This is a genomic window from Bradyrhizobium sp. Unk1 (assembly GCF_059512345.1).
On sequence record NZ_JCAMOP010000088.1, the window covers coordinates 1 to 12287 of the forward strand.

Below are 12287 nucleotides of genomic sequence, written 5' to 3' on the forward strand. Positions count from 1 at the left end.
CTGCAGGTCCCGACCGCGCTAGGTTCGTCTGCCCGATGGTGACGATATCCTTGGACGCCTCAGCCATCGAGATGAGCGTAGGCGCGCTCTTTTTCGGCCAACGTCCGAAGCGTGCGCATGTCAACCCGTCCGTCCGCAGGCGTATCAATGTAATCAATTTGGATGTCGGACATCTCAAGAAACTCTGCCTTGGACAGAGCTTCTCTCGCGCTTGGCCTTTGAACGGAGAAATACTTTCGGCCGTACTCCGTTCGATGACACGTGATTGTGTAGGTCATGAGCCGCCTCCGTTGAAGGACGGTGCTCCTGTTCTGGTCAATGAGTATGCTATCTCAATGTAACAGCTTCGTGTCGCCTAGCGCAGCTCTGACCGTCGGCTCGTCTGCGTAAACACTGTAGCCCCAGCATGCGACATCCCAACGGTCGTGGCACCTACCAGTAATGATGGGGATCCTGCGCAACGACGCTCACTCGGCCTGAACTCCCGCGTCTACGCTTGATTTGGTTGTGAGTTCCACGCCCGCTCTTGATACGTGTCGCTTGTCCAGCTGTCAGGCAGAAAAAGACGTAACGCGACCATCACTGGCACTTCGCCGCGCGCAAACGTTAAAGACACCAGCGTTTGGCAATTTGCGGTTTTATCGAGAGCCGACGCGGATTGAGCCGCAACACCGACCGATCGCTCACCCTTCTTCGGCAGTGAGGTGTCATCGATAACCACCATCGCATCCCTGCCGCCGGCAAGTCGGTCCGCCTGGTTGAGCAGCTCCTGCACATCGTCCGGGATGCGGTTCCAGACCCGGTCTGGTCGAGACCGATGATCGGCCAGCGCCTCAACGCCTCCCTCGCGGTAGCGATCATACCAGCGATAGAATGTGGCGCGCGGGATCCCGAGCTTGTCAAGTGTGCGCTTGGCCGGAAGGTGTGATTGCTCGACCAAATGGATGATCTCGGCCTTCTCTGAGGCGGGATACCTCATGCATCGTCGTCCCCATGTCCGTTCATACTTTTGTTGAGCAGACGGTTCTCCAGCGTCAGATCAGCGACGGCCTCCTTCAGCGCCGTCGTCTCACGACGCAGATCCTTCACCTCGCCGGAGTTTGCCGCACGCGCCGTGTCGCCCGCCAGGCGACGCTCACCGGCTTCGAGGAACTCCTTGAACCAGCTATAGTACATCGAGGGCGGCAATGCCCTCGCGCCGGCACAGCTCGGAGATATTCTCCTCGCCCCGCAATGCTTCCAGCACGATACGGATCTACTCTTCAGAAGAATACTGCCGGCGTGTCTGGCGCTGAATGCCCTTTACCGCTTGTTCTGCCGACGCTTTGCCCGGTCCGGATTTCTGTTTCATCTTCGCTCCTGGTGGCTACGATGAACCAGAAATCCTCCCTCCGCAAAATCCCCCTATTTGTCTCACAGGCCCTGACGGCGAACAGTAATTGTCTGTGGTCTCATGGGTATCCCTCCGCTAAGGCTTTCAATTACCCACATCGTGGACGAGTTCTGATTCAGAGGCCGAAGGCGATGTCGTTGAGGCGTGTTAGGCCTCGCCACACCACCATGTTTCCTGGCGGCGGATCGTGGTTGCGCGCGAGGTAGCCGCCCAGCATGGCAATCTGGAGCAAGTAGGTGGCGAGGGTCTTGCGGAAGATGCGCGGCTTGGACCGCGCCGCGTCGATGGCATCTAGCGTCGCGATTTCGGTTGAGGTGAGGACTGTGTCCGGCGCAGCGTCGGGCTTCGCTCGTGCGGACATGGTGAGGAAGAAGATGCGCCAGCTGACCATCGCGATGAGGGCGAGGAACTTGGTCAGCCGCTCGGCGGTCTCAAGCCTCGCCTCTTCGGCGCGGCAGCCAGACTTCATTACCTTGTGAAACACCTCTGCTTTCCAGCGCAAGGCGTACCATTCGAGCTTCTCGATGGCCATGGTGAAATCTCCGACCGGCAGATTGGTCACCAGCTTCCAGTCGATCGGCGGACGGCCCGCCGGCGGGTCGATCTCAAGGGCGTGAATGTAGGTGAGAAGCTGAGGACTGTATCGCTTCTTGCCTATGGGCGGCAAGGTTTGGATTGCGGCGAACTTCACGTGCATGCACGCCGTCTCATCCTGTCCGATCGCGACGTAATGGCGTCCCGCCCAAGGCGTGGCCGAGAGCCGGGCGAAGACCCGATGAGCTCCATCCCGTGGCTCTGCGTCGGCGGGCGCGCCGGCCAATCGGTTGGTCTGCACTCGCACCAGAAAGCGCGCGCCGAGATCCTGCGCCAGGCAAAAGAGCTCGTAGATGTCGCTCTCGCGGTCGGCCACATGCACGCAGCGTTCCGGCGTGCCCACGAGCGCCATCGACTGGCGTAGGTTCTCCAGCCAGCGATAGCTTTCCTTCGTCTCGATCGGTACCCGCGTGGGGTTCACATGCCGCTTGAGCGTCCAGGTCCCCTTGAACTTCGTGCGTGTCCAGAACTTCGCTGCCGTCAGCCCGAGCGGCGTGCCGCCGAGGGTTACGGCCAGGCTCGAATGCATCAGCACTCCGCACAAAGTCACCACGTTGGGCTGACCCGCCTTGTAACGTCCGGCGTTGATGGTCTTGGTGAAGCCGATCTTACCCGGCTGCGCACGGCTGTAGATGAACTCGGTGGTATCCTGCAGAATGAGGATTGGCCCTTCGCTCGCCGCGCAGCGCATAGCGGTCGCGGCAAAATGGCCGGCCAGCATCCCAACGCGCGGATTATCGAAGAAGCGATAGGCCGCCTTCGTCGCCGCCCAGTCGCCGCACGCGGCCGGGACCGGTTGGCCAGGTGCCGCCGACATCTGATCAAGCAGGCGACCAAATCGGCGCGCCAATCGCTTGTCCGGCAGCCCTGCCGAAACGACTTCGTCGTCATGCCAGCCTGCAGCACCGGCTCCCGTGTCTCCGCTCATCTGTGACGCCTCCGCGAATCGGCGTCACAAACAGAATCACAGGCGATTCAACCGATGCAAATCCTACGCACGAGATGTGGGTAATCGAAAGCCGCTAAGGGCCGCCTTGTTTGATTGGCGCGAGCGCTGCAGGTCCTAGGGGTAATCCTAGGAGAAGCGCTATGACGATTTCGAGGGCGGAGGTGTTCACAACGGTCGAGCGGCGGCGCCGGTGGTCGCAGGATGAGAAGGAACGGCTTGTTGCAGCGTCGCTCGAGCCCGGCGCCAATGTTTCCGAGGTGGCTCGCGTGGCCGGGCTTCATGTGAGCCAGCTGTTCAGGTGGCGCAAGGAGCTTTGCAGGCACGGCGAAGCGAGCATAGCGCCGTTTGTTCCAGACGATATTGGGCCGTCTGCGCCACCGCGGGAGGTGGCTGAAGCGCCGTTGACGACGACGGCGCGTCGACGCAAGAGCCGGGGGCATCATCGAGATTGATCTTGGTAGCGGGCACCGCATCCGGGTCGATGACGAGGTTGATGGATACACGCTAAGTCGCGTTCTCGATGCTTTGGTCCGCCGATGATGATCCCGGTTCCGACGGGCGCGCGAGTGTCGCTCGCGACCGGCTACACGGACATGCGCCGAGGCTTTCCGTCGTTGGCGCTCCAAGTGCAGGAGGTGCTGCACAAAGACCCGCTCAGCGGTCATTTGTTTGTCTTCCGCGGTCGCCGCAGCGATCTTGTGAAGCTGATCTGGCACGTTGTGCTGCAGAGCATGAAGGAGGTGAATAACCGAATTTGATGCGTACAGCTTTATGAGAGATGGAGGTTGGCCCTCCTGCATTCGGCGTTCCAGCCGCAGGTGCAAAACCACGACACTGTGGCTTCGCTTAAAAGGCGCGGTCATCAGCAAGTGTTGCAAAAGTCCCGGGTTTACGGGGCAGGTAGGTATCCAGAAGGCGAGCGAAAGCGAATCTCCGATAACGCGTCGAAAATTATTTAGACGTCGCCAAAATCAGGGGCGCGTGCCATCCCTGAGATCAATCCGTGAGGCGCAGTCGCGCCAGGCGCCCCGGCCGTCCATGCTGATGGCGATGCCGTGGCTAGCGAGCACGCCGGTGAACGCCGCGCCGGTGAACTGCGAGCCCTGGTCGGTGTTGAAGCGATCATCGCTTTGCGCTCAGCAGGCCGGCTTTGCTGAGCGCGCCTTCTAAAAAGAGTCAGCTCCCCGATCTTGGCGTGCAGCGCTTTCACGTCGACCGCGGGCTCGCTCATTCGGTTGCCTCCGCCAGGACCGAACACATCGGCCGCCGCTTCCTGAAGCTGGGCCTTCCGCTGCGTGATCTGGTTCGGACGCACGTCGAAATGCTCAGCCAGCTTGGCCAGCGTCATCTCGCCCTTGATCGCGGCTAACGCCACCTTCGCCTTGAATGCCGGTGTGTGGTGCCGACGGGTTCGTCTGCTCATCGTCTCTCCTGATTCGCGGGTCAATCTTGCCCGCCGTCATGCAAAAACTCCACTTATCGCCCTGTCCAGAATTCCGGAGCCAGTTCTGCGATCGCCTGTCCATGCTCCCCTATCCCGCGCTAGCGGAGCAATCGTCTTCGCACGACGGGCCATCTCATTCGTTAACAAATGCGGCTCTATCCGCTCTATCTGAGCCCACTTCTTGTCGAAACAACTGGGACGGGGGATAGGAGCTTACCGGGCGGCTGCCCGTCACACCGCAGAGCGCGAGTATAGGGGCCTGGTTAAGCTCAGCAGCGATCTAGGCTCCAATAACAGCCCGTAGGCGAGCTTGCAGTGCCAGCCTACTGACACTGAGGTTGTTAAGATTCTGCACCCCTCGCTGCCCTGCAACCAACCCACTAACGAGAGCTCGCGTACCGTCCACGACAAAGACGCCGCAATCATAGCCGTTCTGCTGTTGGGCGATGCCAGCTTGCACTACGTTGTCTAGAAGACCCAGTCTACCGGCCAGATGGGTGGCAGACGTCTCGTTGAATCCTCTGCGGGAGTCGTAGTGATAGGCAATAGGCGAGCTCCGGTCACGGCGATCAAGGAACAGCAGCGACCAATGATTCCCTTGGCTATAAGGATCCGAAGGATCGGCATCGCTTACGGGCAGGAACAGGAAGTCGGCTGTATCATTACCCTTGTCATCATAGACAATGCGCTGAAATGCCCGTTCAACGACGGTATCGTCGGAAGAGCGCAGCAAATTATGGACCAAAGTGGGAGACACCAACCGCGTCCGAGTGGCGATATCCAGGGCGGGGAAATCCTGAGGGTCCCTGTGCAACTCCTGCTCCAGAAGCTGGTAATCCCTCAGGATATGCTCGTCGCCCAGCCATTGCTCGTCGCCCAGCACCAGCTCGCGAGGCAAGGCTGCCGCATTCAGCGCTACGATCTGATCATCGGCGGATGTGCTCGGAAACGCCGGCACAGAATTAGCATCGTCGCCCAATTCGGACAGCGTGAACGTAGTCAGATCAACCAACGGTTCAAGTCCGCCGTAGAGATCGGACGGAGCCCTGCAGATTGACGGTGAGGCAGATTCTTGCATCTGCCGCCGCGAGAACTCCTCCCTCAACCATACCATAGCTTCATCGTCCGAAAAGGCAGGCACCGGCGGTGAAAGCCCATGCGGCAGACTAGGCTGTCGACTGCCATCGTGATGATCCAGTGCTGATCCGGCAAATAGCGACCGTAAGTAAGACGTCGGGACGAGGCCGCCCGGTAGCTCGAAGGAATTGAGATGAACCGTTCCCTCAATCGGGCCCATCTCCCGAGTCGGCGAGAGATTGCTCCCGGTTGTCGCGGCCTTGCGGTTGGGGTGCCAGTTCAGGGGATGGTCGGACTCTCCGGAATCTCTTGCTTGGGGAGGGCTCATGATTGAGCCGCGAGACGGCGATGGGGCGGTTTCGTCCACCCCTCGCCAAAGCAGATCCTGATCGTAATATTCCGCGGGAAAGACCACCGGCGAACTGAGACCTCCCTGCGGTCCACTGTGCTGCGCGGCCGCGTCCCATTGCCATGCGACCACGCGGCCGAGGGGGGCCTGCATCAGCACGCCCTCCCCCGAATTGCCGTTTTCGATCAGCATTTCCTGAATTGCGACTGCTTGCGCCCTATCCAGATTCCTTGGCCTCTTCGCTGGTCTCAGTTCGGCTGTGCCGTGCTCATCATCGATGAGAACCCCTTCACTTTGCAGGACGTCACTCTGAGGCGCACTCATCAGCTCCTGCGGAGCCCCTAGGAGGTCGCGGTGCCGGCTCGGGTCAGCCAAGAACCCTGCGAGATGATCCAGCGCATTATTGTCGCGCACATTTGACCCGAGAGCCGACAAGGGGCCGGATTGATCATCCCGCAATTCGCGAGTCTCTTCCGGAAGCTGTTGATCCGGTCGCAGAAGCGCAGAATCGTCAGCCATAACCGGCCACTCGTCGCCCTCAACGTCCAACAGCTGCCAAAGCTCTTCGGGATCAACGTCTATTACTGCAAACTCGGCGCCCCTCACCGGCGCTCTGCCGAGAGCCGCCTGCCCCGAAGCACCTTCCCCTGAGGGTTCAGCACCCTTCGTCTGACGATACTCTCCAAGGGCTTTCAGCCCACCGTCCAAGGCCATCTTCCACTTTTCGTCGCGAAACATTCTGTCAGCGCAGATACGTAGGGCCGCGTTACTGAGTGCGGAAAGCGTGTCGCCGTAGAGATCTAACTCTCGAGAGAATTTGCGAAGCGCCCAATCATAAAGTCGGGCGGTCGTCGAACTCAACCTGTCGCTCTCAAGGGCGTGGCTTATGGCTCCCTTAATGAGCACTTCGTCACCATCGGCAGGAGGAGCGATGGGCGCCCGCCAACAGATGAAGCGCCCGGAGCCCTCGGGGCACGATGGTCCCTAAGAGCCCCCACCGCGGCCCGCATAAATTTATTGCTCTTGAAGAGTTTTTTTACATGGGCAAGCAAGTCTGCATCACTACTACTGTCCAGAGATAGGCCGCGCTCCCCGAGATCATTTGCCAACCTGGTAAGATTGCGCGCGTACCCGTTAGCCACCTCGCCTTTCAGCTTCCGACTTGCAATAACGCCCTGAGCCACCTCTCTGATAAGCCCTTGGTCGCGCTCAGACACATGGGGATAGACGGCGGATGCTTTTTGGCGCTTGCGCACGGGAGCTGGATGGGGGACGTGCCCCGTCGACCGCCAGGTCCGGAGATGGTCTAGGGCCAATATCAGATCATTATTATTTCCGCTGTATTGGAAGAGATCGCCATCAGTGGTCAGTGAATTGTTGTCTAGCCGAGCAATAACGCCCGTCTTGTTATTTGCGCACAGCCAGCGGCCAAAGCTAAGAAGAGGACCTACGATTCTCTGGACAAATGATTCAGCGAGCTTGCCCTGGGTGAGCGCCTGGCTAAATTCTACGATAACAAGAGCATCCTTGGAATAAAGAGGCTGCTTCCTTTTCTTGCCCGCTATTGAAACCTGAGTTACCTGAGGCGCCTGCGGGGCAGCCTCAGCAGGCATTGCTCCACCAGCTTCAAGTGAGCTTGCGACCTCGCTCGGCTGCTGCTCAAAGGCAACGCCTTGGGAATTGATTGGGGACCTCGGCCTGTTCGTTTGCCTCAACTCAGCTGTGCCATGTCTATTGATGAGACCCTTCTCGCTTGGCGGAAGCTTGCTCCGGGCGAGCGCACCCATCGACGCGTCCGGGGACTGCTGACTGTCGCTAGACACACTGGGAGGGAGAGCCCGGTCGGGTATCGCGGTGTCAGCCTGGCGTGCCTCGTGCAGTTGCTGCTCAAAGGCGCTTTGCCCGGTTTGGCCCGCTTGCTGCTCCTGCAACAAGTCGTGCTGCACCTGCAACGAAGCTGTTGCGCTGCTTTCATAGTTCGGGCGGTCCACGTTACCTTCGCATCCACAGAATCATCTAAGCAGGTTTCTTAGTCAGTTAAGTTTTCAGAAAGCTGACGAGTCAGAGACTCCGCAAAATTTAGCATTGAGCTGCTGCCGGTTTGATGGACACCGAGTTAAGCTAATCCCACCTTGCGCTCGAACTCAACCGGGCTGAGATAGCCGATGGTCGAGTGGCTGCGGATCCTGTTGTAAAATCGTTCGATGTAGTCGAACACATCCGCTCGTGCCTCGTCTCTGGTCCTGTAGGTTTTGCCTTCCGTCAGTTTGGTCTTGAGCGACGAGAAGAAGCTCTCCATCGCCGCGTTGTCCCAGACATTGCCGGAATGCCGCAGATAATGCCGTGGTCGGCCATCAAACGCTGGAACTGCTCGCTGGTGTACTGGGCGGTTTCAAACGGTCGTCGCAACACCAATTGTTTTCACTCATGACAGTAATTCGTCAAGCGCTTCTGCCGGCGTTTTCCAGCCCAGTGTCTTTCTCGGTCGGGCGTTGAGGGCCGCTACAGCGAATATGTCGTGGGCGCTGTGGATGCTCATGTCGGTGCCTTTCGGGAAGTACTGCCGCAGCAACCCAATGGTGTTCTCGTTTAGTGCCTCGCCGCCAAGGGCTTTGCGGGTCGCAGAAGTAGACTTGGATGCCCGCTGCGATCTTGAGGCGGTCGTGCTGAGCCATTTCGGCTCTTTGATCCCAAGTCAGCGTGCGACGTAGTTCTTCGGGCAAAGTGATGATGGTGCGCGAGATCGCGTCACGCACGGCTTCCGCCCCGTCCCGCAAGCGTAGGTCCGTTCTTCTTGCGCGGAGCTTCCGCCATGCCCCGCTAATCGGGGAGGTGCAATAGCATTGTGAAGCGCGTTTTGCGTTCGACCAACGTGCCGATCACCGATCTGCCAAGACCGATGATGAGGTCTAGCCTCAATGGTAGTGCGGGCGAGGCAGGGACAGCGTCTGATCCAACGCAACCGAACAGCGCCGAGTCTCGCCCGCACCGCCTGCGATCTGGGATCGTTAACCATCACGGACACTCAGGGAGCGAGAGGAGATTGTTCGGCTGAATTCCGTCCACTGTTGTCTTGATGTACTTGTGTTGGCCGTCGGTGGCGACGATGACTTCGACAGTGACGCCTGATTCTTCGACGTAGTACTCCCACTCACGGCTTTCGAGGTCTCGGATAGTCTTCTTAACGGATAGCTTCCATCGCGTTCCGTCTGAATTTACCCCGCCGACATTTTTGATTCTCTCGTGTGCGCTTCGCCTGTCAGTCTTGTTTATGCAACAAATGCGCACGCGTTTGGGCATGCTGGTGCCTCCCATCTCTGCAAGCTGTCGGGCCAGCTTAGAGACTGGTCGAGGAGGAAGGACCGGCCGATTCTGGTAGTTGTGCCGCGCGGCGTTTTCCGGTGATTGTATCTCACCGTCAGCTTCCTCCGTCGCTGAGGCTGGCTGCGTTGAAGTTAGCGGCGCGTGGTAGGGACAGCGCCTTTTGTATGCACGGGCGCCGAGTCACGTGCCCGCTAACTTCTACCATAGGTCCCAAATGGACGGTGATCATCAGCGTGATAAACCTTCGCCCGCAGAGTTGAGACGTTCGGAGCGGATACTACGCGCCGATCAGATCGCGCCTCGGGGGCCTCACTAAGGCCAGTGCGGCCGCCTATTGTGGCTGCTCCAAGGACGCGTTCAACACGTGGGTTAAGAAGGGCCTGGTGCCGGAGGCTATCCCCGGTACTCAGCGGTGGGATCGCAAGGCAATCGACTGGTATCTTGACCGGGCTTCCGGTCTGCCTATCGGGGCGAGCGCGTCGCGCGATCCAGATGCAGCACTGGCAGCCTGGCGGGCTTCACGTGCTGAGCGCAATCGATCATGACGTTGTAGCACCGGCTGCTACGTCTACACTTTCCGCTGGAATTCAGCAGCCGAATGCGGGTTGAAATCCCGCGCGGTCCACTCCATTCCGGGCTCCAGCTGGCTCTGGTCGATTTCGATTTCGGTGCCCTCGATGATATCACCGCCCATTATCCGAGAGCCTTTGATGGTCGCCATGCGGCGCGAGATTACGAATTCGTCAGTCGCCATGTTGTACATGCGAACTTTGTAGACCGTCACGCCCATCGCCCCGTCTTACCCAATTCATTGGCCCATTAGCTCTTCAGATATCCAAGCCGGTCACAGCCTTGAATTTAGCCTTGGCTACCGCTTTCGCGGCGGCCAACAGAATATCAACTGTCCAAGAGCCGACCTTCTCAGCTTGTGTTTTGGTCTTCTGCCAAACATCATCGTCACGAATGGCATCGATGAGGTCATGCCCAACGCAACTGAGTCCTCGAAATGGTATTTGGCCCGAAAGGTACGGCTGACCTGGACTGTCTAAAAACCCCCCGTTGTAGAGAAGCCCGAGGTGGTAGGCTATTTGATCAACAGAAGCGCCAGCAACCGCTATCTCCTTATCGTAAGGCCCCACGGTGAGGATAGCGTGGCCGTTGACCGGAAGGGCCTCCAGTTTCAGCATCAACCCCCTTATTACGTCCATGTCCCGTTTCATTGCATCAACCCTGAAGCCTGCCGTGCTTCACGTGGCGAATGTCAAGCCAGTCCAGCATCTTGATCTTGCTCCCGGCAACTTCGCGTTCCGCGTGCCGCGCGTCATGAGCTGCCTGCAAGAGGCCAAAGAGCCGGGCCTTGCCGACCAGCTTTCCGATATGGGCCTCGCGGAGGTAGTTTCGATATGGCATGCACGCGGGGGGCGCGGCAACCCACTGGTGCTGGTAGGTGCCCCGGTTACTTGTCTGAGCCATCATCTGGTGGCGCCTGTAGAATGTGACCCTCTCAGGAGCAAAAGTGGCTAGCCCGTGCCCTGAGACGGGCTAGCTGCGAGCTTTCAATAGGTTGCCCATCCGGCTCCGGTCGGGGAAGCTGAAGTTGTCGAAGCTTTAGCACCCCACGAGAGGAACCGGATGGACATCCATGAGAATGCCCGGCTTACGCCGCGAGGTCGAGAGCACATTGTGCGGTTGGTGCAGAGCGGGCAGACGCCGGAGGCCGCCGCACGAGCCGTAGGCGTCTGCCCGCGGACCGCTCGGAAGTGGATTGATCGATATCGCCGCGAGGGCGTGGCGGGATTGAGGGATCGCTCCTCGCGGCCGCATCGTCTGCGCAACCCAACACCCAGATCGTGGTCGATCGGATCGAGGCCCTGCGCCGTCAGCGTATGACCGGCAAGCAAATCGCCAAAGAGGTCGGCGTGTCGGCGGCGACGGTGAGCCGGGCGTTGCAGCGCCTCGGCCTCAACAACCTGAAGGCCTTGGAACCCCCCGCGCCGGTGCGTCGCTACGAGCGCGAGCATCCCGGCGAACTCATCCATATCGACATCAAAAAGCTCGGCAGGTCGTAAGACTTGGCCACCGCATCACCCGGGATCGCCAGAAGGGCGAAAGCCGCGGCGCAGGCCACGAGTTCGTCCATGTCGCCATCGACGACGCATCGCGCCTGGCCTTCTCCCAGATCCGGCGTGATCAGAAGAAGGAGAGCGCCATTGCCTTCCTCAAGGACGCCCTCGCTTACTATCGCAGCCTCGGCATGAAGGTCACCGGCATCATGACCGACAACGGCTCCTGCTATCGTGCCAAAGCCTTCATCAGGATGTGCAGGAAGCTGGGCCTCAAGTACATCTTTACCAGGCCTTACAGGCCGCAAACAAACGGCAAGGCCGAGCGCTTCATCCAGACCGCGCTGCGTGAGTGGGCCTATGCTCGTGCCTATGACACCTCAGACCAGCGCGCCGAAGACCTGCCGATCTGGCTTCATCACTACAACTGGCATCGCCCGCATGGCAGCCTGCAGGCAAAACCGCCTATCAGCCGCCTTGGCCTCCCCCAGGACGACCTGTTGAGATTCCACAGCTAGCCACCATCGCTTGCGACGCCACCTTGCAGGGTACAGGCCCTCGATCTCGGCCCTCTTGACCCAGTCATGCAGCGTCTGCGGCGTGCAGCCGATCTTGGCCGCAATCGAGGTCACTGCCGCCCAGCGCGACGGGTGCTCGCTCGCGTGGTCCAGACCATCCGAACTGCGCGGGCACGGACCTCGGGTGAAAACTTGTTCGTCGTCTTGCTTGTCATGGCTCCATCCTCTCAGGAGTTGGAGCCTCCGGCAAACCCGGGCGGTTCATAGACGCAAGCGGCTTGAAGCACACGTGGCGTCAGGTTGTACGATCAGTGTGACGTCGTTTGAAGCTGGAGTCTCTGTGGTCAGCGCACGGAGTGTGGCTCTCACGCGGCTATGAAGAGCCACGTCTCATCAAGGGAATACCATGGAACCGACCTATAATGATCCGAACTATTGGATGCGCTGGTACACAGAGCAACAGGAGCTGCAGCGTGCGCGGCAAGAGGCCGACGTCGAGTGACCTGAGCCCCTGAACTTCCTCCAAAAATGGGTAGAATCCGTCCACCTTGAGGGAGACGGAGATGAAGCAGTCGA

10 protein-coding genes and 6 pseudogenes are annotated in these 12287 nt (G+C 59.4%); 3 read left to right on the forward strand and 13 right to left on the reverse strand.

Features of this window, described 5'->3' with window-relative positions; genetic code table 11:
- Window positions 1–59: 59 nt before the first annotated feature.
- The 3 genes and pseudogenes from AC5ZFO_RS45905 to AC5ZFO_RS45915 form a co-directional block, all read right to left on the reverse strand.
- A complete protein-coding gene (locus AC5ZFO_RS45905) occupies window positions 60–278 on the reverse strand; it encodes a hypothetical protein (RefSeq protein WP_496123992.1) in 219 nt (72 codons plus the stop codon).
- 212 nt (window positions 279–490) lie between these two features.
- Window positions 491–1351 (reverse strand): annotated as a pseudogene (locus tag AC5ZFO_RS45910) (transposase).
- A gap of 157 nt (window positions 1352–1508) precedes the next feature.
- Window positions 1509–2915, reverse strand: coding sequence for an IS4 family transposase (locus AC5ZFO_RS45915; protein WP_496123993.1), 1407 nt, complete (start codon window positions 2913–2915; stop codon window positions 1509–1511).
- Between the two features lie 161 nt (window positions 2916–3076).
- Here AC5ZFO_RS45915 and AC5ZFO_RS45920 point away from each other — a divergent pair, with 161 nt between their 5' ends.
- Window positions 3077–3388, forward strand: coding sequence for a transposase (locus AC5ZFO_RS45920; protein WP_496123994.1), 312 nt, complete (start codon window positions 3077–3079; stop codon window positions 3386–3388).
- Between the two features lie 84 nt (window positions 3389–3472).
- Window positions 3473–3694: an IS66 family insertion sequence element accessory protein TnpB gene (gene tnpB / locus AC5ZFO_RS45925; RefSeq protein WP_496123995.1), complete on the forward strand. Its 222-nt coding sequence runs from the start codon at window positions 3473–3475 to the stop codon at window positions 3692–3694.
- A 362-nt stretch (window positions 3695–4056) separates the two neighbouring features.
- Here the strand turns inward: tnpB and AC5ZFO_RS45930 are convergent.
- The 9 genes and pseudogenes from AC5ZFO_RS45930 to AC5ZFO_RS45970 all read right to left on the reverse strand — a co-directional run.
- Window positions 4057–4359 (reverse strand): annotated as a pseudogene (locus AC5ZFO_RS45930) (transposase); the annotation flags it as partial.
- Between the two features lie 301 nt (window positions 4360–4660).
- A complete protein-coding gene (locus AC5ZFO_RS45935) occupies window positions 4661–6667 on the reverse strand; it encodes a Ulp1 family isopeptidase (protein WP_496123996.1) in 2007 nt (668 codons plus the stop codon).
- Window positions 6668–6690: 23 nt separating this feature from the next.
- The gene (locus tag AC5ZFO_RS45940) at window positions 6691–7797 is read right to left on the reverse strand and encodes a hypothetical protein (RefSeq protein ID WP_496123997.1); all 1107 of its coding nucleotides are present in this window, start codon (window positions 7795–7797) and stop codon (window positions 6691–6693) included.
- A 125-nt stretch (window positions 7798–7922) separates the two neighbouring features.
- Window positions 7923–8194 (reverse strand): annotated as a pseudogene (locus AC5ZFO_RS45945) (IS3 family transposase); the annotation flags it as partial.
- Between the two features lie 37 nt (window positions 8195–8231).
- A pseudogene (locus AC5ZFO_RS45950) lies at window positions 8232–8716 on the reverse strand (IS30 family transposase); the annotation flags it as partial.
- A 105-nt stretch (window positions 8717–8821) separates the two neighbouring features.
- Window positions 8822–9106 (reverse strand): DUF3892 domain-containing protein, encoded by a 285-nt coding sequence (locus tag AC5ZFO_RS45955; protein WP_496123998.1) that lies wholly within the window; start codon window positions 9104–9106, stop codon window positions 8822–8824.
- A 592-nt stretch (window positions 9107–9698) separates the two neighbouring features.
- Window positions 9699–9920, reverse strand: a complete 222-nt coding sequence (locus AC5ZFO_RS45960; protein ID WP_496123999.1) for a hypothetical protein — start codon at window positions 9918–9920, stop codon at window positions 9699–9701.
- A gap of 37 nt (window positions 9921–9957) precedes the next feature.
- On the reverse strand, window positions 9958–10350 hold the full coding sequence (locus AC5ZFO_RS45965; protein WP_496124000.1) for a DUF2513 domain-containing protein: 393 nt from the start codon (window positions 10348–10350) through the stop codon (window positions 9958–9960).
- A gap of 4 nt (window positions 10351–10354) precedes the next feature.
- Window positions 10355–10606 (reverse strand): hypothetical protein, encoded by a 252-nt coding sequence (locus tag AC5ZFO_RS45970; protein WP_496124001.1) that lies wholly within the window; start codon window positions 10604–10606, stop codon window positions 10355–10357.
- 156 nt (window positions 10607–10762) lie between these two features.
- Between AC5ZFO_RS45970 and AC5ZFO_RS45975 the strand changes: the two are divergent.
- A pseudogene (locus tag AC5ZFO_RS45975) lies at window positions 10763–11711 on the forward strand (IS481 family transposase).
- A 39-nt stretch (window positions 11712–11750) separates the two neighbouring features.
- Here the strand turns inward: AC5ZFO_RS45975 and AC5ZFO_RS45980 are convergent.
- Window positions 11751–11926 (reverse strand): annotated as a pseudogene (locus AC5ZFO_RS45980) (transposase); the annotation flags it as partial.
- Between the last annotated feature and the right edge of the window lie 361 nt (window positions 11927–12287).

Coding starts and splice junctions, on each gene's coding strand:
- AC5ZFO_RS45905 (WP_496123992.1), bottom strand. CDS start 278: ATGACCTACACAATCACGTGTCATCGAACGGAGTACGGCCGAAAGTAT.
- AC5ZFO_RS45920 (WP_496123994.1), top strand. CDS start 3,077: ATGACGATTTCGAGGGCGGAGGTGTTCACAACGGTCGAGCGGCGGCGC.
- tnpB (WP_496123995.1), top strand. CDS start 3,473: ATGATGATCCCGGTTCCGACGGGCGCGCGAGTGTCGCTCGCGACCGGC.
- AC5ZFO_RS45915 (WP_496123993.1), bottom strand. CDS start 2,915: ATGAGCGGAGACACGGGAGCCGGTGCTGCAGGCTGGCATGACGACGAA.
- AC5ZFO_RS45960 (WP_496123999.1), bottom strand. CDS start 9,920: ATGGGCGTGACGGTCTACAAAGTTCGCATGTACAACATGGCGACTGAC.
- AC5ZFO_RS45965 (WP_496124000.1), bottom strand. CDS start 10,350: ATGAAACGGGACATGGACGTAATAAGGGGGTTGATGCTGAAACTGGAG.
- AC5ZFO_RS45970 (WP_496124001.1), bottom strand. CDS start 10,606: ATGATGGCTCAGACAAGTAACCGGGGCACCTACCAGCACCAGTGGGTT.
- AC5ZFO_RS45955 (WP_496123998.1), bottom strand. CDS start 9,106: ATGCCCAAACGCGTGCGCATTTGTTGCATAAACAAGACTGACAGGCGA.